General features: G+C 61.2%; 24 protein-coding genes. 8 read left to right on the top strand and 16 right to left on the bottom strand.

Going from position 1 to position 23309, the window contains the following annotated elements:
• Positions 1 to 91 precede the first annotated feature (91 nt).
• Positions 92 to 1873, top strand: a complete 1782-nt coding sequence (locus tag FHR56_RS02265) for a chloride channel protein (protein WP_160946202.1) — start codon at positions 92 to 94, stop codon at positions 1871 to 1873.
• A gap of 21 nt (positions 1874 to 1894) precedes the next feature.
• On the opposite strand, the gene FHR56_RS02270 is transcribed toward FHR56_RS02265, so the two are convergent.
• From FHR56_RS02270 to FHR56_RS02305, 8 genes are all read right to left on the bottom strand, one after another.
• Positions 1895 to 2815: a hypothetical protein gene (locus tag FHR56_RS02270; protein WP_237473081.1), complete on the bottom strand. Its 921-nt coding sequence runs from the start codon at positions 2813 to 2815 to the stop codon at positions 1895 to 1897.
• A 149-nt stretch (positions 2816 to 2964) separates the two neighbouring features.
• Entirely contained in the window at positions 2965 to 3744 is a 780-nt protein-coding gene (locus FHR56_RS02275; protein WP_019797028.1) for an SPFH domain-containing protein, read from the bottom strand.
• A gap of 186 nt (positions 3745 to 3930) precedes the next feature.
• Complete coding sequence (locus FHR56_RS02280; RefSeq protein WP_237473080.1) at positions 3931 to 4701, bottom strand: hypothetical protein; 771 nt, start codon at positions 4699 to 4701, stop codon at positions 3931 to 3933.
• A 170-nt stretch (positions 4702 to 4871) separates the two neighbouring features.
• Positions 4872 to 5357 carry a hypothetical protein gene (locus FHR56_RS20555; protein ID WP_260400235.1) on the bottom strand — a complete coding sequence of 162 codons (486 nt, stop codon included), beginning with the start codon at positions 5355 to 5357 and terminating at the stop codon, positions 4872 to 4874.
• Positions 5358 to 5486: 129 nt separating this feature from the next.
• Positions 5487 to 6137, bottom strand: coding sequence for a hypothetical protein (locus FHR56_RS02290; protein WP_345776731.1), 651 nt, complete (start codon positions 6135 to 6137; stop codon positions 5487 to 5489).
• A gap of 182 nt (positions 6138 to 6319) precedes the next feature.
• Positions 6320 to 7312 (bottom strand): XVIPCD domain-containing protein, encoded by a 993-nt coding sequence (locus FHR56_RS02295; RefSeq protein WP_237473078.1) that lies wholly within the window; start codon positions 7310 to 7312, stop codon positions 6320 to 6322.
• A gap of 14 nt (positions 7313 to 7326) precedes the next feature.
• Complete coding sequence (locus FHR56_RS02300; protein WP_237473077.1) at positions 7327 to 7980, bottom strand: hypothetical protein; 654 nt, start codon at positions 7978 to 7980, stop codon at positions 7327 to 7329.
• Positions 7981 to 8139: 159 nt separating this feature from the next.
• Positions 8140 to 8739, bottom strand: coding sequence for a hypothetical protein (locus FHR56_RS02305; protein WP_160946200.1), 600 nt, complete (start codon positions 8737 to 8739; stop codon positions 8140 to 8142).
• A gap of 406 nt (positions 8740 to 9145) precedes the next feature.
• Between FHR56_RS02305 and FHR56_RS02310 the strand changes: the two genes are divergently transcribed.
• The 4 genes from FHR56_RS02310 to FHR56_RS20565 all read left to right on the top strand — a co-directional run bounded on the left by FHR56_RS02310 (position 9146) and on the right by FHR56_RS20565 (position 11913).
• Entirely contained in the window at positions 9146 to 10765 is a 1620-nt protein-coding gene (locus FHR56_RS02310; protein ID WP_160946199.1) for a TIGR04141 family sporadically distributed protein, read from the top strand.
• 134 nt (positions 10766 to 10899) lie between these two features.
• Positions 10900 to 11313, top strand: coding sequence for a hypothetical protein (locus FHR56_RS02315; protein ID WP_160946198.1), 414 nt, complete (start codon positions 10900 to 10902; stop codon positions 11311 to 11313).
• Positions 11314 to 11535: 222 nt separating this feature from the next.
• Positions 11536 to 11742: a hypothetical protein gene (locus FHR56_RS20560; protein WP_237473076.1), complete on the top strand. Its 207-nt coding sequence runs from the start codon at positions 11536 to 11538 to the stop codon at positions 11740 to 11742.
• A 33-nt stretch (positions 11743 to 11775) separates the two neighbouring features.
• Entirely contained in the window at positions 11776 to 11913 is a 138-nt protein-coding gene (locus tag FHR56_RS20565) for a hypothetical protein (protein WP_237473075.1), read from the top strand.
• 7 nt (positions 11914 to 11920) lie between these two features.
• On the opposite strand, the gene FHR56_RS02325 is transcribed toward FHR56_RS20565, so the two are convergent.
• The 8 genes from FHR56_RS02325 to aceE all read right to left on the bottom strand — a co-directional run bounded on the left by FHR56_RS02325 (position 11921) and on the right by aceE (position 20075).
• Positions 11921 to 12337, bottom strand: a complete 417-nt coding sequence (locus FHR56_RS02325; RefSeq protein WP_221441924.1) for a hypothetical protein — start codon at positions 12335 to 12337, stop codon at positions 11921 to 11923.
• A gap of 212 nt (positions 12338 to 12549) precedes the next feature.
• Positions 12550 to 13059 (bottom strand): hypothetical protein, encoded by a 510-nt coding sequence (locus FHR56_RS02330; RefSeq protein ID WP_160946196.1) that lies wholly within the window; start codon positions 13057 to 13059, stop codon positions 12550 to 12552.
• A 471-nt stretch (positions 13060 to 13530) separates the two neighbouring features.
• A complete protein-coding gene (locus FHR56_RS02335; protein ID WP_221441945.1) occupies positions 13531 to 14145 on the bottom strand; it encodes a uracil-DNA glycosylase in 615 nt (204 codons plus the stop codon).
• Entirely contained in the window at positions 14108 to 15373 is a 1266-nt protein-coding gene (locus FHR56_RS02340; protein WP_184502398.1) for a MazG nucleotide pyrophosphohydrolase domain-containing protein, read from the bottom strand. The genes FHR56_RS02335 and FHR56_RS02340 overlap by 38 nt, the downstream gene beginning before the upstream one ends.
• Before the next feature lie 2 nt (positions 15374 to 15375).
• Entirely contained in the window at positions 15376 to 15993 is a 618-nt protein-coding gene (locus tag FHR56_RS02345) for a hypothetical protein (RefSeq protein ID WP_311185991.1), read from the bottom strand.
• The gene (locus FHR56_RS02350; RefSeq protein WP_160946193.1) at positions 15984 to 16451 is read right to left on the bottom strand and encodes a TIR domain-containing protein; all 468 of its coding nucleotides are present in this window, start codon (positions 16449 to 16451) and stop codon (positions 15984 to 15986) included. Before FHR56_RS02350 ends, FHR56_RS02345 begins: the two co-directional genes overlap by 10 nt.
• A gap of 16 nt (positions 16452 to 16467) precedes the next feature.
• Positions 16468 to 17331, bottom strand: a complete 864-nt coding sequence (locus tag FHR56_RS02355; protein WP_160946192.1) for a DUF4231 domain-containing protein — start codon at positions 17329 to 17331, stop codon at positions 16468 to 16470.
• Positions 17332 to 17384: 53 nt separating this feature from the next.
• The gene (gene aceE / locus FHR56_RS02360; RefSeq protein WP_160946191.1) at positions 17385 to 20075 is read right to left on the bottom strand and encodes a pyruvate dehydrogenase (acetyl-transferring), homodimeric type; all 2691 of its coding nucleotides are present in this window, start codon (positions 20073 to 20075) and stop codon (positions 17385 to 17387) included.
• Positions 20076 to 20291: 216 nt separating this feature from the next.
• On the opposite strand from aceE, the gene FHR56_RS02365 reads away from it, so the two are divergent.
• From FHR56_RS02365 to FHR56_RS02375, 3 genes are read left to right on the top strand one after another with little or no spacing between them, the layout of a single operon-like run.
• Positions 20292 to 22268, top strand: a complete 1977-nt coding sequence (locus tag FHR56_RS02365) for a SpoIIE family protein phosphatase (RefSeq protein WP_343160744.1) — start codon at positions 20292 to 20294, stop codon at positions 22266 to 22268.
• Positions 22265 to 22705 carry an ATP-binding protein gene (locus FHR56_RS02370; protein ID WP_160946189.1) on the top strand — a complete coding sequence of 147 codons (441 nt, stop codon included), beginning with the start codon at positions 22265 to 22267 and terminating at the stop codon, positions 22703 to 22705. The genes FHR56_RS02365 and FHR56_RS02370 overlap by 4 nt, the downstream gene beginning before the upstream one ends.
• Entirely contained in the window at positions 22702 to 23088 is a 387-nt protein-coding gene (locus FHR56_RS02375) for an STAS domain-containing protein (protein WP_160946188.1), read from the top strand. The genes FHR56_RS02370 and FHR56_RS02375 overlap by 4 nt, the downstream gene beginning before the upstream one ends.
• Positions 23089 to 23309: the final 221 nt, after the last annotated feature.

Below are 23309 nucleotides of genomic sequence, written 5' to 3' on the forward strand. Positions count from 1 at the left end.
GTGCCAGGCGCCTTCGATGTCTCCTGCTTCGCCTTCGCATACGCCGCTGTCGCCGGCGCCTTCGCTAGCGCCCGCGCTGGACGCCGCGCACATGCCGCGACGGTTCGTGCCGATGGATCGGCGAGTGCTGCGCGTTTGCGCGTTGGCGCTGCTGGTGGGCACGCTGGTGGCAGTGGCCGCCCATGTGCTGATCGCATTGATCGCGCTCGCCACCAACCTCGCCTACTACGGACGCTGGAGTATCGAAACCGTCAGTCCCGCCGGTCACCACCTCGGCGCGTGGGCCATCGGGCTGCCGGTGGTCGGTGGCCTGATCGTTGGCGCGATGGCGCGTTGGGGCTCGCGCGCGATTCGCGGCCATGGCATTCCGGAAGCGATGGAGCAGGTGCTGCGCAACGAAAGCCGCATCCCGCCGCGGATGATCTGGCTGAAGCCAGTGTCCTCGGCGGTGGCCATCGGCACCGGCGGGCCGTTCGGCGCCGAAGGGCCGATCATCGCCACCGGTGGCGCGCTGGGCTCGATGTTCGGGCAGTTGCTGCGCGTCACTGCCGACGAACGCAAGGTCTTGCTCGCCGCAGGTGCCGCCGCCGGCACCGCGGCGGTGTTCGCCACGCCGATCTCCGCCGTGCTGCTGGCGATCGAACTGCTGCTGTTCGAGTGGCGCGCGCGCTCGCTGATTCCGGTGGCGCTGGCCGCGGCGATCGGCGCCGGCGCGCATCTGGCCCTGGAAGGCAGCGCACCGATGTTCGCAGTGCCCGCGCTGGCCGCAGCGGATGCGCTGGCGTTGGTGGCGTATGTGATGCTCGGCCTGCTCTGCGGCCTCGCCGGTGTCGGCATCACCAAGCTCACCTATGCCATCGAGGACGGTTTCGAGCGCTTGCCCATCCACTGGATGTGGTGGCCGGCGCTCGGTGGCATTGCGGTCGGGCTGATCGGCTGGTGGATGCCGCTCACCCTGGGCGTCGGCTACGCCAATATCGCCGGTGCCATCGCCGGCCACCTGGCGGTCTCGACCCTGCTGGCGCTGTGCGTGGCCAAGCTGCTGTCGTGGTCGATCGCGCTGGGCAGCGGCACCTCCGGCGGTACGCTGGCCCCGCTGTTCACCATCGGCAGCGCGCTGGGCGGTGTGCTCGGCGCGGTGCTGGCGACGCAGGCGCCCTGGCTGCACGTCGACCCGCACATGGCCGCACTGGTGTGCATGGCCGCGGTGTTTGCCGGCGCCTCGCGCGCTTTCCTGACCTCGGTGCTGTTCGCCTTCGAGACCACCCAGCAGCCGCATGCGCTGCTGCCGTTGCTCGGCGCCTGCGCCGCGGCGTATCTGGTGTCGGGCCTGAGCATGCGCCATACCATCATGACCGAGAAGATCGCGCGCCGCGGCGTGCGCGTGCCCAGCGACTACGCTGCCGATTTCCTCGACCAGATCGCCGCCGGCGACGCCTGCAGCCGCAATGTGGTGGCGCTACGCGGTGAAGACTCCCTGGGCGAGGTGCGCGCACGTATCGCCTCTGGCGACGCCGCCTTCAGGCATCAGGGCTTCCCGGTGCTGGATGCCGAGGGGTGCCCGATCGGCATGCTCACCCGCCGCGACCTGCTCGATCCGCAGCAGCACGACGAGCTGCATCTGGCCGCCTTGCTCCGCCGCCCGCTGCTTGCCGTGCGCGAGGATCATTCCTTACGTGAGGCTGCCGACCACATGGTGGAAGCCGAGGTCGGCCGACTCGTCGTGCTCGGCCGCAACGCACCGCATGGCATGGTCGGCATCCTCACCCGCGGTGATTTGTTGGCCGCACATGCGCAGCGGCTGCGCCAGGCGCGGGAATCGCCACAGCCACACCTACCATTGCGTGGTACGCCGTTCGTACAGGACGCCTGAACGCACCGCGCACAGGCCCACCTAATACTTGAGCGCCTCCGCCGTCGGCGCCAATGGTGCGAAGCGCGCGCCGCTGAAGTCGTGCAGCAACTGGAAGGCCTGCGCGCCCCGCTGCGCCACTTCGCGGAAGTCGCTCTTGCGAAGGCGATACAGCCCGCCCTCACGCGCGAACACCAGGTCGCCGCCATCCCAGTCGGCCCAGTTGCTGCCCGGCAGATCGACCAGCACGGTGCCGTCGCGGTCCAGCACCCGGTGATCCAGGCCGTACCACGCATGATTGTCCTGGCCGACCGCATGCAGCAGCGACTGCAGGCGGCGGCCATTGGCGCCGAGCTTCTCGCGCACGCGCGGGCGGCTGAAGCGGAACAGCGCGTCGCCGCGCAGCCCGCCACGTTCGCCCTCACCAGCATCGCGTAGCTGCCAGCCATCGCGCTCGCGCAACACGCCGTCGATCGGCTCGTCCTCGCCGCTCCCCGAATCCGCACCGAACGGGCGCACCTGCAGATCGTGCGGCAACTGGAAGCCGGTTGGCATCGGGAAAGGATCGTGTCCGTCGCGCGGCTGATGGTTCAACAACAAGGTTCGCTCGTCCTCGAACATCCCGCCACCGCCCCAGCTGTCGCCCTTCGGCCACAGCGCCAGCGCGGTGAAGAACGGCGGCCGCGACAGCGCGGTCCAGGTGCCGAAAGGGCCGCGTTGCGTGGAGGCGAAATACACCAGCAGCCGCCCCGACGGCGACAGATCGCAGCGCCGCTCGTAGATGCGGCCCTTGAACCACTGCCCGTGCACGAAGCTGTCCTCGCGCAGATCCCAGTGGATCAGTTGCACCTGCTTGCTCGGCCCGCGGCGGAAGATCACCCCGGTGCGGGCATCGCGCGCCAGCAGGGCGAACAGGCGGGTCGCCGGCGGGCGCTGCGACATCGAGGATTGTGCGGGTTCCATCTGCGGATCCCCTCGCAGGACAGGGCTGTCACAGTGGCAGACCCGCGGCATCGCGACAACCGCCGCCGGCGCGCCGCATTCGCGACGCGCATGCCACCACCGATGTCCGCAAACGGCGGGCCACCCGGGCCCGCCTCTACCGCGTCGCGCTACTTGGCGATCACCGACGTTCCCGACGGCACCATGTAGCAGGCCTGCGCCTTGGCACAGGCCTCGGCATTGATCTCGGCGATCTGGCTGGCCAGGTACTGCTCCGGGGTCAGGCCCATGCGGTTGCGGTAGGCGTTGTCCGCATCGGCCTTGGCCACCTGCTCCTGTTCACGCTGACGCTCGGCGGTGGTGGCTTCCACCAGGGTCTTGACCCGCTGCTGCTGCGCCGCGGTCAGGTTCATTTGCTGCAACACATCAGGATTGGGACGGGCGCGGCCGAGGGTGATGTTCTGGATCTGGATCGGCAGGCCCTGCTCCTTGACCAGGGCACGCACGTTCTCGGTGACCGAATCGTCGATCTTCCGCGCCGTGTCCGGGTCGCTCATCATCCGCGTCATGTCATAGCGCTTGACCTGGTCGCGCACGATCGCCGCGTACTGGCTGGCGACGTTGTTCTTGAACCAGTCCTGGCCGAAGCCGGACAGCAGCCGCGCCGGCGCGGTGATCCGGTATTGGATCTGCGTGGAGAAGTCCAACAGGATGTTGTCGCTGGACGAGAAGTCGTCGAAGGCCACCTGCACCGTCTGCGGCGTGGTGTCCACGTACACCGCCGACGTCGTCATCCACGTGTAGGTGCGGCCGGGATCGCGCACGTCGTCCAGACGGATGCCGCCCTTGCCGAACAGCAGCGGCTTGTCCACCAGCACCGCCTGCTGCCCCGGATCGGGCGAAACCACGGTACAGCCGCACAGCAAGGCCGCCACGGCGGCGGCCAGCATGGAATGTTTCATCGATGTCCCCCTGAAGGACGGCGCCGCGCGCCGTCGTGTGCGGGGGATGCTAGCGCATCGTCGGGGTGCAAGGCATCTGCTTGTCTGCTGGCGCCAGCCAGGCACCGCTCCTCTCGCGCCGCGTCCTGCGCCCAAGGCTGACGCCGGCGTGCTGAAGCCCAGAAGACGTCAGGCTCAGTGCTTCGAACTGGCAGGCGCCATCGCGCGGCACTGTGCGAGCAGCGCCTCACCGGCGGGGCTTTCCCTCGTCATAGGAAGATCGCCGAAGGCCTGGAGCACCTCAGTGCGCACACGCTCGGCGCTCTCGGATGAATCGACAAGATGCGGGTCGTCCGACGCCACGCCGAAGCCCGGCAGCGCCGAAGGCTCCAGATGTCCCAATGCCACCAGTTGCCCGCACAGCCCGTAGTGGTAGGCGGCGTATTCGTTCCCAGCCAGCGACACGTCGCCAGCAGCGAACATGCCCACGTGGAAGCCCTCATGTGCCACCAGATCGGCGACGTTGGCTAGCGTCGCCTCTTCGCTCTGCAGCACCGGGACGATGAGGACCAGCTTTGGCCCTCTGCCCACCCTGTAGAAGGTGGCTTGGTAGTTCACCAGGCTGGGCACTACCAGCAATGTGATGGCGATGTTCTGCACGTGCGACTGGGCGCTGACCAACGCGAGTGCCTCGGAGGCGACGCGGCAGATCCGCTCAGGCGCGCGCTCCAGTCCCTTGGCAAAGGCCACCTTGATGCGGCGATCGCTGCAGACGATGCGCTTCTGGAGGTGGATCGATTTCGCGGCGCCCTGCGTCGCCACCTGAGAGCGCGTCAGGAACAACCCCATACCCGTGGCGACGCTGTGCTTGTTCATGCCCTCGACGGAGACGCGTGGTGCGTCTGACGCCAGCACTTGCGTGCAGATGAGTGCCATCCAGAGGCATTGGAAGGCCAGCAGACGCATCCAACTGCACCGGCGCAACTTGCGCTGCAACCTCATGGCCGTGTCATCGCGTACCAAAGTCCGGCCCCTGAGTTTCCTGGTCAAGCGGCAACTGATGCCCAGCGCGCTGTCGCCTCGATGATCCAGCGGAAAGGATGAGCATAGGCAACCCGTCGATTCAGGCAGGATATCTACATAAGGTTCGAGTAATCGCCGATGTGATTGCAGATCTCAACGGGTGGCTCGGCCAACTCCACCAATCGGCGCTTGCGTGCCGCTATGTCGTTCTTCGGCGACACGATGCGATACAGCAGATACAGGCGGCCCTGCACCTGCCAAAGACCAAACGTGGAGAGCTCGGAGAACCAGTACGCCTTGCCGTCCAGCCGATGTACAGTGAAGTTGCATTCGGCGTAGCTGCCCGACCCACAACTGGCATCGAGCGACCGCAAGCCGCCCGTTCCTCGCAGGTCGAAATGATAGGTAAGCCCCACATCACTCTCTATGACCGTTGGCGCGATCTGCTGCGCAGACAACGATCCACGACGATCCCAATCGGCGGCTTGCTTACAGATTGCGTCTCCAGAGCCTGCTGCCGCGGCTTCGCTGGTAGAGACGTTGGCGCATCCGACCACGGAAAATGCGATCAATCCCAGCCAACAGCGTAGTTTCGCCATCACTCCCTCCGCGCCTCCCCGGCGCCCATCAAATGGCAGGTCTGGTTGACCTACCACCAAAACGTAGCCGAGCGCGTGGCGCACCGTCCATCTCCATCAGATTGACTGGCCTACCAAGGGCCGATTTTTTCACTCAAGGGCCGTCTGGCAAAAGCGCGCCATCGCCAGCCCCTCGGGTGCGTCTTTGGTCACCACCCCATCCCGCATGAATGGCATGAGATCTTTGGTCACAGAAATTCCCGCAGCGTTGGACGCGTTGACGCTTCCAGAAACGCCTTCGGCGTGTTTTGGAAGCGCAATGGATGGCAGATCCTTGCTCCTCACCCATCCCAATGCCTGCAGTTGCGCGCATGCGCCCATCGTGTAAGCCAGGCGTTCTTCCTCTTGCATCTCGGTCGTCGTGCGGCTGAGGCCGCGCAGCAAGTGGAATGTTTCGTGTGCCGTGGTGGAGACGATATTCGCGGCGGCCATGTCGCTTTCCTTGTCTAGCGCGAATGCATAGCGCGCGCTGGCGCCGGCCGCCGTCGCCAGCGAAGACGTGCGAGCAATGAGCTGCCGGCCGGGACTGATCAGATCAACCGTCAGCTCCAGCCCCACGTCAGGCAACGTCGACGCGTCGACGGCGTACCGCAGCGCCGCCAGCACTGCAGCGCAGGCGGGCGTAGCGTAGGTCTCCGCACCCTTTTGTTGTTGCAAGGCGACGTGCAGCTTTCCGCTGCGACACTCCTCGATGACAGTGAACTTCTCGGCCGCGCGTGAGGTGCCAGGTAGCACGCTCACCGTTCTAACCAAGAAGACCGGCCCAATCTTGGTCACAGCCGTGGCGTGTGCGCCCTCGTTGGCGAGCAAGCTAGCGGGTGGCACCCGGATGGAGGCACAGGCGGCCAGTAGGATAAGGCCCATCGCCAGAGCAATCTCACGGCCTCGCTGACAGCGGATGTGCCGCGGCATGGTACTGGCCGTCAGATTTGATGCGGCTTGGATTGAGCCTGAGAAAGCTGGTCCACGCCCTGCGCCTGGCTTAAGCGTTGCGCCTCGTTCAACGACTGCAGCTGCGCCAGCGTCTCTTCCACCGGCTTGCGCAACGCATCCTCCGTCCGCATGTGCGCACGCAGGTGTGCGGGGTCGTTCAGCGCTCCCTGGACAACGAACAGGTTCTCGCCTGCCCGCACATTGCGCGAGTCCTGGCTGAGTACCACATGGTCGATATGGGAGAGGCCGCTTTCTTTTGCAAGGTATGCGGCACTTGCCGCCAGCTTGGCACTGTTGCCGTCGTAATCCCGCCCCAAGCCTTGCTCCAGCTTCACCACCGCGGACTCCGCCTGCTGCAGCAATGGGTCGCGTGGTAACTCAGGCCCTGCACCGGCGAGCCTCACGGACACGCGCTGCTCGCCTTGCGTCCCATTCTCGGTGATGGCCTTCTGCAGGATGGTCTGCTTCGGCATCGGATTGTGATGCTCTTTGTTGAGTTCGCTTCCCGGCTTGGGCGCGGGGATGCTTTGAACGTCGTCCTTGTTGCTCAGTGGCTTGAGGTCGCCTTCGAACTTTTCATCGATGGCGCCATGGCGGTCTCGACGGTGCAGCCCGGCGTAGTTGAGCGCGCCCCAGGTGAAGTCGATGCAACTGTTCGTCGTACCGCTGTACTTCATATCGAAGCCGTGCTTTTGCGGTGCGTCGCCAAAGGCGCGCAGCCGGTCGTACTGCTCCCGGCTGATTTCCATGGTGCGGCTGTAGTAGGGATCCTTGTAATCCCGCAGATCCCTGTCGTACACCTTCCCCTGACCGCTGGAGCTTCCATGTTCGACAGGCGCAAAGCCGTAGCTATCGACCTGCTTTCCATCGGAAAGCGTGTAATACATGTGCCCCGCCGCAGACGTTCCGCCGGATAACGTCAACGGTGTGCCGGGGGCAGCCAGATAGACAGTGACCGTGTACCGTGGTGTGGGCTCGCTCATGGTGCTACGCCTCCCTATTGCGCCTTGGCGGTGAAGGCAACCAGCAGTTCCGGGTGTGTCTCTTCCAAGGCACGAACATTGCCCCCGAAGCGGACGGATACCCGGTAGCGACCAGGCGGTGTATCGCGAACAAAGGCCAGATCCATTTCACGATAAGCAGCACCTGGCGCGATCAATCCAGCGGCGCGCATCGTCGGTTCATCTGCATTCGCCTTAAGGAGACCTGGCACATACCCGTCGCGGTCCAATGCCACCGTCTGGTACTCGGTGCGCCCAACCAGTTCGCTCCGCTGCAATACCACGGGCTCCTCGCCTGCCGCCGTCAACCGAGAGAGATGGACCTGCGCGGTGACGCCGGCGTCGCGTAAGCGGTCCACTTTGGACAGCGCAACCTCGGCATTCTGGGCCGTTACCCTCACCCCAATGAAGATAGGCGGTTCCGGATCATCGGCCTGGGCGGGAACATCGAAATCCAGCGTGATGGCATCAGCCAACACGTGCGAGCTCAGTGGCCTGACCAACGGCACGGTCGTTCTCATTGCAGATTCCTCCTTGGCATGCGGCGCACGGTCCGGCGCTGGGGGCTGAGCCGAATCAGCCTGGCATCCCGTCAATTGCAGCGTCGCGGCAATAAAGAGGATGCCGATCAGGTGCTTCGCTGTCACCATGACACGCTCGCTTCGATTCTCTTGCACTAGAGAGTAGTCCGGCCGGCCAATCGGCGCGAGTATGCCGTCGCCCACGTGGACGCTCGCTGCAGCCCTGTTCGGCCCAACAGCGTCGGGCCGGCCTTGTCTTACAAAGCGCCCGCGCCAACGTAGCCAGCATCAATGTAGCCACCCGCCTCCCGCAGGCGGCGCCTCGGATTCCAGCGCATAGACTGCCCGCGCCTCGCGCACGCGGTTCGACGGTGGTCCGGGCAACGGCTGGTGTGCGATCTGTAGCAGCAGTTCACGCACGTCGTTGGCTGCGGCACAGAGCGTGCTGCCCACTTCCGGCAGCGTCTGGCCGGCACGCTCGGCTGCATCGCCGGCCGCCACTATCCGGGCATTGGCAGAGACGGCCTCGGCCAGCTGAGTGAGCCTGTCGATTTGCTGCTGCGTCACGCGGAACGTGCCGCTGCCGGCGTCCGTTGCTCCCTGGACAGTGGCATCGGGCCAAGCGCCGCGCGTCGTATCGGTCCACTGGGCGGGATAGGACAGCGCGTCCAGCACCAGGTCCAACTGGTCAGCCAACAGTTCCAGACAGAGCGCCAGTTCGCCCATGCGCACCCTGGGTTCGGCGGCGCGCTCCTCGGCCTGTGTGCGCGGCTGCGCCAGCCGGACCAGGAAGCGCACGTGATCGCGCAGCTTCGCCAGCCGGAACTGGCTGTCCTCCGGCAGGAAATAGCCGGGCATGTCGTCGTCGTCCAAACGGTCGTGCGCCATCGGTGCCTCCTCGTTCCATGAAGGGGTCCGTCCGCCACGCATGGCGGACGGGAAGTCGGGAGGTTCGAAACCGCACACAGCCGGCGGGCGTATTTCCCCGAAGGGTGTTGTATTAGCCGCCCTCCCGACGCAGGCATTGCGTCGGCTTGCGCCCGAGCATCGGGCACAAAAAACCCACCGGTTTGTCGGAGGTGGGTACCGCTGTGTGGGGAGTTTCGACGCTCCTTAGTTCGAGACATTGCTACTGTTCACAGTGTATGTCAACAGGCGCGAAGCAAAAAATTTCTTACTCCAGATCAGGCCCAGTAGCGGCGATTGTATTGCTCCTTATGTCTACCAACTACGGACGCGGCGCAGCTAATATCAGCGTGGATTTGAACAGCCCATTAGCATTCAGGGGGATGCCTTGGAGACTAATCCTCGTAAAGAAAAGCTATCTATCTACCTGCTAAGAGATGGCATCAATTCGATTGAAGCTTGCCTCAAGGAGGAGATGATAAGTAGTAGTTACGTCTTTCCGCTTGTGGATGGCGATGCCACTCTACTTTTGAAACGCGCCCCGCCAGAGAGACCTCCCATCTGGACTAGAATGTTCACTGAGCATCCCAACGCACCGGATGTGGATTTCGGATCCAGTAAGAGCGTCGGGGCAGTTTTACATATAGCTGTAGACCATAGAAAATTTTTAATTTCATTTGGGACCGGATTTCACCTTATAAGAGGTGAAGCATTAGAGAGAGACTTTGGTCTTCGCGTCACGTTAAATTCGGTTGATCCAGATAAACTTAGAAGCCTCGACAAAGCTAGCTACGACGACAATCCGCTTAGCTCGCGAACACAGAGCACACTTCAAGCGGATATTTTTGACCTGCAAGTCAATTCCGAACTAGATTTAGTCTATGCAATAACCGGCGCCTGCAAGTTCCCGCTTCTTGGAACTCATGTCACTGGCCGAGATGCGCTAACCTTGATGGTTGAAACAAAGCTGAGCGGAATAAAGCCTATCCTAGCAAAAGCGCTTGAGCTATTTGGGCAGAAGCTACCTCCGACTTATGCTTGGATCGACAACGTTGCCAGAATCAGGGATGCCGAGACTATTGAGTTACTGGACATGCTTCTCGATGATTTGATAAAGAGCGGCAGCACAGAAATATGGCTAGGAGAGCCGGAAATTATTGACTGGGAGTCAAACTCTGGTTATTCGTTTGATATGCATCCCAACACCCCCAGGCACCAGGTCCTGACAATCTGTGATCTCAACAGTCATATCCTATCAAAGGGGCTGCTCTTTAATTTAGATTCAATTAAATTAATCCACATACACATCAACGATCAAAACTATAATTCCATCAAAGAATGGCAAGCTTACAGATGCATATACGCCGAAGTTACAGATGGCGACAATAAATATGTGCTTCGAAATGGATCTTGGTTAAAGATAGAATCCAGCTTTATTAATCAGATTGATCGGCAGCTAGCCAATATCGAAGTAGAAACATGTGCACTTCCACCGTATTCATTCGCCAATGAAGGCGAATACAATAAAACCGTTTGTGCCCTCAACAAAAACCTACATTTGATGGACAAGGACAACATTAGAACTGGCGGACCTTATGACAAAATTGAGTTCTGCGATCTAATAGAGGGACAGAGCAAATTTATTCACGTGAAGTATTACAGATCATCCGCCACACTAAGCCACCTTTTTGCACAAGGCGCTGTAGCTGCTGAAACATTTTTAAAAGACGAAGAATTTCGCAAGAGACTAAATTCCAAGCTCCCGACCAATCTAGCGCTTAGTGACACTAGACTAAGACCCGATGCAGGAAAATACAAAATCACTTACGCCATAGCGACCAATAAATCCATACCATCGGAACTTCCTTTTTTTTCAAAAATCTCACTCAAGAATGCAGCTTCGCAATTAGGCGCCCTCGGATACAACGTGTCATTGACTGCAATTCCAGTCGATCCAGCACTTTTGATTACGAAAAAATTTAAGCCAAGGCCGATAAGAAATAGATAGATGCAAAGGAAACAGAGTCAGGTTTTTCATATTCACTTACAGCAGAAGTGAACCTGACCCCGTTATTAGAGTTAGGCTACAGGCGATAAAAATGTACCTTCCTATTTCTCCCTTGGCTGCTATGGCCCCACATTATGAACAAGATCTTTAGCATTTTTAGCGAAAGTAACCTTGACCATCTTATAAAACTAATTGAACGCTGGGCACTAGGAACAGGCATCATCGCAGCGGGAGGCGCCCTTGCTTATCTGCCTGTAATCGGAAAAGCAAAATTTCTGGGCACATGGCTTGTCACGCCAGTATTAGTCGTCGGACTAACCCTCTTCATTATTTCCACAGTGCAGTTTTTGCGGCCACTAGTACAAAATTCTCGTGGATTTTGGAGATGGATTGGCGCATGTATTATCGTGGCAGTTCTTGGATGTAGTGCATACGTTGCAGCCATTACCGCGGCAGAATGGGCCGACAATCAGCAACGGATATCACTTTGCAGTACCGATAAGTACAGGGCCGAACCTGTTTGTAACGCAGTCAAGGCACGGAAGTAAGAGCTAAATCAATAAACAGCAATCCAAGGCATAGCGCTATTTGCGAGCTCACTCTTGCCATGACCAAGAACGTGGTCAATACGACCATCAAGTAAGTCAACCTGACCCCGTCACTTTGTAGGAATTATCATCAACCTCATTGGCTCTGCAGTAGTCGCCGTTTTGCAGATCAAACGTGAGCTACCGGGCGTTAGACAACCCTACGCCACACATACGGAGCAGATGGAGCAGGAGTTCTTTCAGTACCAAGACATCGTCACCGCACTACGCGTATTTCCGCTTGAACAGCGCCGCCAACGCGAGACCTTCATCCGTGACCGCCGGACGAACATGCATGAACGCCTGGGCCTGTTCACCGGCGGAATGGAGAAGCTCGGCATCATGCCGGCGCTGCTCGCCCTCTATCTGCAGTTCAAGGACTGGCATTAGGGTGACTGGAGCGTCCTGAGCAAGATCACGATCATGCAGAGCGTTCTCGCGTTCTTGCTGCTGTTCGCTTACGCGCTTTCCTGGCACCTGATCCGATTGCGCGTTCGCGTGCAGACATACGAGCAACAGCTTGCTGAAGCGAACCGGCAAGACAATACCGTAAGTGGTTGAGCATGCCTCATCGCGTAAAAAACCACTCCATGAACTCCTCGGCGACATCGGGCGTGAGTTCGAGGACGGCCTCCGCGACCGCGTGCTGCCCCTTAGCCGCGGCGACGGCGGCTAGAGCGCAGGCAAGAAAGTCCGGGTCCCAGGCGCGAGAGGACGCAGCCGCGACCAAGGAGGGAAGTTGAGCCAGGGCATGCAGGTAAGCGGCCCGAAGATCCTCGGGGATCTCGGTCTGGCTTTTCGCGCGACAGATCTCGACCCAGGCGGGGAACTGGAAGTACCCGTGGTCCGCCTTGTCGGGTGACCGTGCCAGTGCATGGACGACATGCGGGACGGCCGCGAAGGACGCCGAATAGACGTCGCCCTGATGTGCAAGGGCGCTCCACAACGTGAACCACGGCTCCGATCCAGCCGTGGATGAGGGCACCGTTTGTAGCTGCCTCAACAACGCGGGTATGTCGCCGGCTGCACCATATGCGTGTTGCAGTTCGGACCAGCGCGGACTTTCAAGACTAAGCACGGTGCTTACTCAGGAAACTGATTGAGCTTTGAAGCTGACATAACGGTAGAGGACAGTGCACACTGATGCCTGTTCCTGGAGGAAAGTGCAATCTGACCTCTGCTCCTGCTTTCACAACGTCAATCCATGTCTATAATCGAGCCAGATTCTGACTTGGTTGGCTCGTTAACCTTTTGCTCCAGAAGCCTAACACGTCGCTTCTTCCCAAAACGATCAGCTATGCCCGCCATTAGCAGACCGATGACTCCACATAGGGTAAATACGGGCACACTCCAAAGATATCTATGCAGATCTTTTCCAGCAAGGAGCAAACAAAAAAGATGAACAAAGATAGAAACTACGCTACTAGCAACAAGAGCGCCCGGTACAGATTTTTTTAGGTCCAACTTCTTAAATGGCTCTCCAATCACATCTGATGCAAGAAAAGACGCCGTTAGTACCAATAAAACTGGCGCCCCTAGAGCACCAACGATAAAAATTATTTTCGTCAGCGCCAAGTTGACGAACAGCTCTGGACGAATAATGACAAGCGCTGCTGCGGGCCCAGAAAGAATCCCGCAGGCCACCGCTAGATAGGCAATCCCCCTTAGCCCCTCAAATCTTCTCAAAAGAGCGATATTGATTTCCAACTGCGTTCCCCTCAGATACGTTTGGCACTCAAGCTCACGGCCGGCTATGAAAATCTTCTTTATTCAGGGGATCATAAATCATCAAAGTGCGCCCTGACCCCTATTTCACTATAATCTAGCTACTCATCCAATCTAGGTCAGCGGAGACACTCGGCACTGACGCCTCATCCTTATTGGCTCGCTCTGGGTAATGACTCAGCGGAGCGGTCCAGCGCTTGTCGCACATTGTTTGATGAAGTCCTGGCGACGAACTACTCGCCTTCATCCGCGTTCACCCCCAGCACCAGCGGGTTCCAAGGCCGCGATGCGTTTCGCGGTGTGGTCGAGGGCCAAGACCCGCCCTTTCGCTGGTGTGAGGCAAGCCCATCGGCTATGCAAACACAGCACGGCCCGCCGTTAGATGTTGCAGGGCGTCCAGGTATCCTCCGGCTATAGAAAGCTAACCCCGACCATTCTTTTCCAGCTTCTGAATTAGAGGAGAAGCGCTCCCTGCCTATCCAGACTAGTCAGTCCGTGGATCCTAGACATGCCCTCACGGAACTCGGAAACTCCCCCATAACTCGGATGTCGCACTTGGTCAACATCAACACCCAGCTTGGAGGCGTAGATTGCCGCGTCCTGCCCGATGGCGACAATTCGCTCAATTCTTAGAAGCCTAATCAACTGAAGATTTATCTCGCTCGCAACCGAAAACTCATGCGCAGTGAATTTTCTATTTGAAAGTTCATCCCCATCCAAATACGGATGAAATGGAAACACATTCCAAAGCATCGGCGGTGCGCTTATCTGACGCAAAACCGACCATATCTCTGTAGCAGTACGCTCAACCACCACTGGTCCCACCGTTGATCGCTGCGGCTGCTCAAATCCATACAACGTGCCCAGTTCTGACAAGTGTGCTTCATCAGTCAGCGCGACGCCTGTCCGTCGCCCTCCACGGTAGCCGAGATCCCGGCCCATCCACATGACCCGGGAATCAATTCCCCTGACCGCATTTAGATAGCTGAGAAGGAGTGCTCTTCGAATAAGGGGACTCTCAACAGACTTATCATGCCTTGCGCACACGTCTTTGTAGGGATTGAACACTCTTGGCAGGCTTACGCCCGCGAGTCGTTCTACGAACTTCTTTGTGCTCGGTAAGCTCATCTACTTCTTGAAGCCCTTTGTACGTGATGTTCCGCGCGTTGAGATCGGCAACTACATAACCGCCTCGCTCTCGCTTCAGAATTCTAAAGATCTCGAACCCCTTAAGGATAGCATTTGCCCACTCCCAGGGCTGGCACGCCGCGACCTCATACCCCTTAACAAGCGACTGGACCTGCTTCAGAACAGAGTAAGGGAATTTCTCCAAGCGCACTCCTTCGAATAGATGCTCGCGGCCGATGTTGAACATCCAGGTCGAAATTGCCTCCTCGATTATTATCGCGCGCGCGCCGTCCTCATTTTCATCAAGAGTTGGGGATGACTTTCTCTTCCGCTTAAGAAGGGCGCGGAGCACTGGCGACCAACCCAGGCAAGCGGCGTAAGCCAAGTGAAACACGTCATGAAACCGGTAATCGTCCGCTTCGTGGCTGTTGTCGGTCAAGCGATCTCCGACATTAACGCCATTTACCGAAATGAACGCGTACGGGACTGAGCCGACCTTTCGCTCTTCAAACCGCACCCAAAGTGTGCGTGGGAGCTGTTCGGTCTCATCTGATTTTGAGTCGAAGAGCTGCGATGGCAAAGGACATGCGCCCGGCCACCGTCCACGAACCTTATCGACATTCTCTATCGCGATTTGCTCTAAGTCTAGGCTCAAGGAATGCGTCAAGAGCGCAAGGTCCGCTAGCAATCCTGCCAACGCGGGGAGTGCTGCACCGGGCAATGAGACCAACGCACCAGCGCGCCCGGCAACACGCTGAAGAGCTTCGTTCTCTCCCATTTGAACCGAGCTCTTGCTAGCATTAACGAAGCCCGTCAGGCGACGGAAGCTTACATCGACATTCCTCCCCCCCAGCGGCCTCACATGTAGCACGACCGCAACTTCATTGATCGCTGCGTTTAGCAAAGCCGACATCTTAATTTGCTGATGCCTAGCTATTGCAAACAGATACCAGAGGCAATCACCGATCTCCTCAGACGCGACACTTGCCTCTGCATCCGTCAGCGCATCTCTTTTTACCTTTTTGATCCCCGAGCACAGCTCGCCAACCTCACCTATTAGGCCGAGCTTATGCTTGAAGAGCTCATCTGGTGTCCCTTGGAACTGATTTGAACTCATGGCAGAGCTCAGATATTGGTCAAACCCGAAGGCGCTCTTAAGCCGAGTCATGTTCAGAAGGCTCCCTTCCATTGGGCTGGCTGACCGTGAACCCCGATCGCATGACTAGACATGAGCCAGGCAAGGAATGAATCCCTGAGTGATTCCGGGATATTAACGATGTGCCCCCGTCCTGGGCGACACAAGTCATGCCTTCCCTGCCGCCTCACCGATATTGGGACAGCCACTTTGCGATCGCCGAAATAATAGAACTCATGCGCAATCAAAACCCTATCTGCGCTTACGTCACGCCTCAGGTTCTCGAAATTAGTTTTACCACTGGGAAAGCTATGATGAGAGTCAGCCTGAATCCACGCACCCGCGTCCTTATGGTAGATATTATCGCCATAAGCACGCTTTAGACTTCCATTAAGCACCGGCCGCTTCACTTCAAAACGCGGATCATTCCAGTACTCATCGAAACTCAGAGCTTCAGCGACCTTCATTGCGTAGATCAGGTCACCTTGCCTGCCAGTTGAGACGGCGCCAACCCCAATTACCCAGTCCCCTATTGACGCTTTTCCACGAATCTTCGGCTTACAGGTAGCCAGAGTACATAATCCAGAGAATGGATTTGGCGCGAAGCCGAAGTCCCGAACTACCACATAGCTATATAAGCGACTCATTGGCATTTAATCCTTTTAATATCCCTATCCTCCATCTCAGATCCATCTGGGCACTCCCAACTATCTTTCCCCTCGATGGCTGAAATGATCCTCCCCGAATTCCACCCCACAACTGAATCGGCATACTTCACGAGGGATTCTGGAAGATCGCAACCGCCCTCCCCATGCACCCATATTCCTACAATCCGCTTCCCCAGCGCGTTTGCGCGATCCACCTCCCAGTTCACCCAATCGCTGGACCGGGTGCCAGGCGTAATTAGCACAACAACTACCCCAGCCCACTCGATTTGAGGCGATATCACCTGGTACTTTATGTAATCTTCACTTTGGGCGTTGTTTGGAGTCTGCGAGGTTATTGACGAATCCTTGCACTGAAACCCCGACCGACCAAGCAGGTCATAGAGCTTCTGGATATGCGCCTCATCCTCTTGTATATGGCTAACGAAAACATTCCTTGATTTCATACACCCCCCTCTTTGGTTAGATGTCCTTTCTTGCCTCCCACTGAGTGTGCTCCCTAGAGAAAGCATTCTCAGCATCTCCGACAAACAGGGAGAATTCCCGCTCGCCCTTTACTTGCGCCAGCTGCTCCTCTACGACTCCAATCTCATGCGCGGTCAGAGCGTACGAAGCAGCCAGTTCAGAGTATCTCTTTGATTGCAAGTAGGCCAGCGCGCCGGACGCGATTGCGACCAATACATCTGTTGGCCAGTACTTAAAATCTGGAAATTTAATTTTCAAGAGCGCTGATGCAACAGCGAAAGTATTCGCCACCACAACTATGGTGAAACAGGCCCTACTTCGCGAGGAGTTCTCCTTCGCCTTCGACGCGTACCACGTCCTTTGATTAGAGATCCTGTGCAGCCGATAAGTCGCGATGCGTTTTTCCAAGTCATCGCTCCTGAGAGAGCGCATGCACTCAGTAATCTGGCGCGCCTCCAAGTCACTCTGGAAGCGACCTGCAAGCTCTCGATTCTGACGAAGAGTAGCCGCTAGGCGAGATTGAAGCGAACGCTCGGAGTCTTCGTCTGCGTCGTCAAATGGCTCCGCGCGCGATATGAATCTCCAGGTAAGGGTTTTAGTTGACTCTGCCAAAGCACGGGCGGCGTACCAAACGCGCTCAGCCCTAATGGTATATAGCGCCACTGAGAACGCCAGGGCGGCAAGAAGCGTCAATGCCTGAAGAAGCGCGATGAGCCAATGATCGACCGAACCGAATGAGAGCGCGGCTCCGAGAACCAAAAAGACAAGGTTGCATCGAAGCAGAAGAAAGAACAGACGCTGCTGACGCGCTGCGAGATCGTCTGCAGATCGGTACAAAGCCGGGAAGTCTTCAGTACGCATCCATGCTCCCTCACCAATGTAAAAGGGACGGCGATTGCCGTCCCTTTGTTCAATCAAACCCCAACCGGATTAGCCTTCTCAGGATCGATCTTGTACTGCTTGATCGCCCGGGCCACATCCTTGCCTGTCATCTTCCCCTCCTTCGCCAGCGCCGCAATGGCGGCATGCGCGATGTAGTAGCGATCGACCTCGAAGAACCGGCGCAGGTTCGCACGCGTATCCGAGCGGCCGAAGCCATCGGTGCCCAGCACGGTGTAGTGCATCGGCACGAAGGCGCGGATCTGGTCGGCGAAGGCGCGCACGTAGTCGGTGGCGGCGATGGCCGGGCCCTGGCGGCCTTCCAGCAGCTGGGTGACGAACGGCTTGCGCTGTTCGCCTTCCGGGTGCAGGCGGTTCCAGCGCTCGGCGTCGAAGCCGTCGCGGCGCAGTTCGTTGAAGCTGGGGCAGGACCAGATGTCGGCGGTGACGCCGAAGTCCTTGTCCAGCAGCTCCGCTGCGGCGATGGCTTCGCGCAGGATGGTGCCCGAGCCCAGCAGTTGCACGCGCAGTTCGCCCTTCTTGGGCTTGCCGGCGTCCTTGAGCAGGTACATGCCCTTGATGATGCCGTCTTCCGTGCCCGCCGGCATTTCCGGGTGGGCGTAGTTCTCGTTCATCAGGGTGATGTAGTAGTACTCGTCCACCTGCTCCTGCATCATCCGCTGGATGCCGTACTGCATGACCACGGTGACTTCGTAGCCGAAGGTGGGGTCGTAGCTGCGCACGTTCGGGATGGAGCCGGCGATGACCTGGCTGAAGCCGTCTTCGTGCTGCAGGCCTTCACCATTCAACGTGGTGCGGCCGGCGGTGCCGCCGAGCAGGAAGCCGCGGGTGCGCATGTCCGCCGCCTGCCAGGCGATGTCGCCCACGCGCTGGAAGCCGAACATGGAGTAGTAGATGTAGAACGGCAGCATCGGCACGTTGCTGACCGAGTAGCTGGTGCCGGCGGCCATCCACGAGGAGATCGCACCCGGCTCGCTGATGCCTTGCTGCAGCACCTGGCCGGACTGGTCTTCGCGGTAGAACATCAACTGGTCGGCGTCCACCGGCTTGTACTTCTGGCCGAACGGGGCGTAGATGCCGATCTGCCGGAACATGCCTTCCATGCCGAAGGTGCGCGCTTCGTCGGCCACGATCGGCACGATGCGCGGGCCCAGTTCCTTGTCGCGCAGGGCGATGTTGAGGCTCTGCACGAAGGCCATGGTGGTGGAGTAGGTGCGCTCGCCGCTGTCCTTGAGCAGGCGCTCGAACTTGTCCAGGCCCGGGGCCGGGATGGACAGGTCGGCCTTGCGGCGGCGCTGCGGCAGGTAGCCGCCGAGGGAGGCGCGGCGCTCCTGCAGGTACTGCACTTCCGGCGAGTCCGGGCCGGGGTGGTAGAACGGCACCTGCTCGGCATCGGCCAGCTGCTTGTCGCTGAGCGGGATGTTGAAGCGGTCGCGGAACGCGCGCACGGCGTCGTCGTCCAGCTTCTTGGTCTGGTGGGTGGGGTTCAGCGCCTCGCCGGCCGAGCCCATGCCGTAGCCCTTGACGGTCTTGGCCAGGATGACGGTGGGCATGCCGGTGGTGTTCACCGCCTGGTGGTAGGCGGCGTAGACCTTGTGCGGATCGTGGCCGCCGCGGTTCAGGCGCCAGATGTCGTCGTCGGACAGGCCGGCGACCATGGCCGCGGTCTCCGGGTACTTGCCGAAGAAGTTGGCGCGGGTATAGGCGCCGCCGAAGGCCTTGCAGTTCTGGTACTCGCCGTCGACGGTTTCCATCATCAGCTTCTTGAGGACGCCGTTGGTGTCCTTGGCCAGCAGGGCATCCCAGTAGCCGCCCCACAGCAGCTTGATGACGTTCCAGCCGCCGCCGCGGAACACGCCTTCCAGCTCCTGGATGATCTTGCCGTTGCCGCGCACCGGGCCGTCCAGGCGCTGCAGGTTGCAGTTGACCACGAAGATGAGGTTGTCCAGGCCTTCGCGGCCGGCCAGGGCGATAGCGCCCAGGGTCTCGGGCTCGTCGCTCTCGCCGTCGCCGATGAAGCACCACACCTTGCGGTCGGACTTCTCGATCAGGCCGCGGTGCTCGAGGTACTTCATGAACTGCGCCTGGTAGATGGCGCTGAGCGGGCCCAGGCCCATCGACACGGTGGGGGTCTGCCAGAAGTCCGGCATCAGCCACGGGTGCGGGTAGGAGGAGATGCCCTGCCCGTCCACTTCCATGCGGAAGTTGTTGAGCTGGTCTTCGCTGATGCGGCCTTCCAGGAAGGCGCGGGCGTAGATGCCGGGGGAGCTGTGGCCCTGGATGTACAGCAGGTCGCCGGGGTGCTTGTCCGAGGGCGCGCGCCAGAAGTGGTTGAAGCCCACGTCGTACAGGGTGGCGCTGGAGGCGAAGGAAGCGATGTGGCCGCCCAGGTCGCCCGGCTTGCGGTTGGCGCGGACCACGGTGGCCATGGCGTTCCAGCGGATGATCGAGCGGATCTTCCACTCGATGGCCGCGTCGCCCGGGCTCTTGGCCTCGTTGGCGGGGGCGATGGTGTTGACGTACTCGGTGGTCGGCGAGAACGGCAGGTAGGCGCCGGAACGACGGGTCAGCTCGACCATGTCCTCCAGCAGCTGATGCGCGCGCTCGGGGCCTGCGACATCGATGACGGCCTTGAGCGATTCGATCCACTCCTGGGTCTCAGTGGGGTTCGGATCGTTCTGCAGCACCTCGTTCAACCAGTTCATAACGCTCCCGTAGGTCGCACGCACGCGCGCGATGGCATGTGTTTTCTCGAAGCCTGCAAGTGTAGCGCAACCGCCTCGCAGGACCTCGTACGCCAGCGTATGGAACGGACTGTCACATTTGCCCGGGACACCCCGCGGGACAGCCGCCGCGGCCGCTGTGCCGGGCGGCCGCGGCTGCGCTTATGATCGGGCTCCAGGCCCCCGTGGAGCGCCGCCATCGCCCTTGCCTCGTCAGCGCAGGACGCCTCCGCGGTCGCCTGGCGGCACAGCCTGCGCACGCGGCTGCTGCTGTGGGGCAGCCTGCTGCAAGTGGCGCTGCTGCTGGGCCTGGCCCTGCTGTTCTACCTGGGCGCGCGCGAGGTGATGGTGCGCAACGCCCGCGAGGAGGTGGCCGGGCTGACCCAGCAGACCGCGCGCAGCCTGGATGCCACGCTGGGCTCGGTGCAGGTGAGCGGGCGCACCCTGGCCGCCACCGCGGCGGGCTTGGGCCGGCAACCGTTCAACCTGCGCACCCTGCTGCAGGCCACCCTGCAGGGCGACCCAGACATCGCCGGCGCCTTGCTGGTGATCGAGCCCGGCGCGCTGAAGGACGATGGCCGCGGCTTCGCCTGGCACCTGCGGCGCACCGCCGGCGGCGTGCAGGAGCAATCGGCGGAGGCGATGGGCTTCGACCTGCACAGCATGCCGTGGTACCGGCGCACCCTGGCCGCGCCGGCGCCTTGGTGGTCCGAGCCATACAGCGACGCCAGCAGTGGCGGCACCTACCTGACCACCTACAACCTGCCGCTACGCCTGCCCGGCGACGGCCCGCAGGCGCCGGCGATCGGCATGGTCAGCGTGGACGTGCCGCTGCAGCGCCTGCAGGCCATCGTTGATGAACTGCCGGCCAACAGCGGGCTGCAGCCGATGCTGCTGTCGCCGGATGGGCTGTTCGTGCTGCACCCGGACCCGGCGCTGCGCTTCCGCCGCACCCTGGAGGCCCACGTGGCGCGGGCGCGGCCGGACCTGTCGCCGCTGGCGCAGGCGGCCGACACGCACACGCCTGTGCGTTTCGAGCACATCGCGCCGGACGGCACCCGCTACCTCACCCAGAGCGCGGCGGTGGGCGACACCGGCTGGACCTTCGCGCTGAGCGTGTCGGAGGACTACATCCTGGCCGGGTTGAACCGCATCGTGCTGTGGGGCGCGCTGGCCGGCGCCGCCGCGCTGGCGCTGTGGCTGTGGCTGCTGCACCGCTACACCGTGCGGCTGGTGCGGCCGATCGAGGACCTGACCGACTCGGCGCTGCACTTCAGCCAGGGCGCGTTCGACTACCCGCTGCGCCACGTCGAGCGCGCGGACGAAGTGGGGGTGATGGCGCGCGCCTTCGACAGCGCGCGCGGTTCGATCAAGCGCCAGCTGGACGAAATCGCCACGCTGGCGCAGGCGCGGCAGCGCATGCAGAGCGAGCTGTCGATCGCGCGCGACATCCAGCAGGCGATGCTGCCGGTCGGGCGCACCTTCGACAGCGCCCACAAGCACCTGGAGACGCATGCGCTGCTGGAACCGGCGGAGATGGTCGGCGGCGACTTCTACCAGTTCTTCGAGACCGAGCCGGGGCTGCTGTGGTTCGTGGTCGGCGACGTGTCCGACAAGGGCGTGCCGGCGGCGCTGTTCATGGCGCGGGCGATGACCGTGCTGGAGATCGCCGCGCGCCGGCACACGCGCCCGGACGCGATCCTGATCGCGGCCTCGCAGCGGCTGGTGGAAGGCAACGAGCCGTGCATGTTCGCCACCGTGCTGTGCGGGCTGATCGACGTGCACAGCGGCGACTACTGGCTGTCCAGCGCCGGCCACGAGCCGCCGTTGCTGCTCGGCGCCGATGGCCACGCGGCGCTGCTGCCGCTGGAGTCGGGACCGCCGCTGGGGCTGGAGCCGCAGTCGCGCTACCCGGTGGTGCATGGGCGCCTGGCCGCCGGCGCCACCTTGCTCAGCTACACCGACGGCATCACCGAGGCGATGGACGCGCAGGAGCAGGCCTACGGCGAGGCGCGCCTGCTGGCGGCGCTGCAGCCCGGCGCCGATGCGCAGGCGCAATGCGCCGCCGTGCTGGCCGACGTGCAGGCGTTCACCGCGCCGGCACCGCAGTCCGACGACATTACCCTGCTGGCGATCCGGCTGCGCCAGGATCCGGCACGGGAGACGACACGATGATGCTGCGATGGCAGATGGAACCGGCACTGGACGCACTGGCGCAACTGAGCGACAGCGTAGAAGCGGCGCTGCTGCGCCACGGCGTGAGCGGCGAGCAGGTCAGCCGCACCCGGCTGATCGTCGAGGAACTGGCCTGCAACACCCTGGAGCACGGCCACCTGCGCCGCACACCGGCGCCGGTGGACGTGATCGTGCACCTGCAGCCCGATGCGCTGGTGCTGGAGTTCCACGACAGCGGCCCGGCCTTCGACCCGCGCACTGCGCCGGTGCCGGACCTGGACGCGGACATCGCCGAGCGCCCGATCGGCGGCCTCGGCCTGCACCTGGTGCAGCAACTGGCCGATCGCCTCGAATACCGCCACGACGGCGGCCGCAACGTCGTGCGCATCGTCCTGCTGCAGCCCGCCGATCCATCCCTTCAGGAGTCGCCCGCATGACCACGTTGAGCCTGCAGATCGATCCGGCGCAGGACAAGCGCCAACGCCTCACCCTGAGCGGGCGCCTGGACACGCATACCTACCAGGCCCTCGACGAGGCGCTGGCGCCGCTGCTGGCCACCCCGATCACCACTCTGGTGCTGGACCTGTCGCACCTGGACTACATCAGCAGCGCCGGCATCCGCTCGATCTTCAAGGCGCGCAAGGTGCTGGCCGCGCGCGACGGCCGGGTGCTGGTGGTCAACCCGCAACCGCAGATCCGCAAGGTGTTCGACGTGGTCAAGGCGGTGCCGTTGAACGAGATCTTTACCTCGGTCAAGGAACTGGACGACTACCTGGACGAGATGCAGCGGCGGGTGCTGGAGCAGGAGCGCGGTGGGTGAGGTCAGGCCGCGTCTGTGCGGTACGCCCGCAACCGCTGCCTTGTTGCTCCTCGTAGGAGCGGCTTCAGCCGCGACAGGCGTCACCGGTAACGCCCGTCGCGGCTGAAGCCGCTCCTACAGGGATGCGCTGGGCATCCTTGTGGGAGGGACTTCAGTCCCGACGACGGAGCGTGTCCGTCGACTTTCGGCTTCGCTTGTCCCGGCTGCATGACAGGTGACTC

It is taken from the genome of Xanthomonas sp. F10 (genome assembly GCF_014206815.1).
Classification (GTDB): domain Bacteria; phylum Pseudomonadota; class Gammaproteobacteria; order Xanthomonadales; family Xanthomonadaceae; genus Xanthomonas_A; species Xanthomonas_A indica.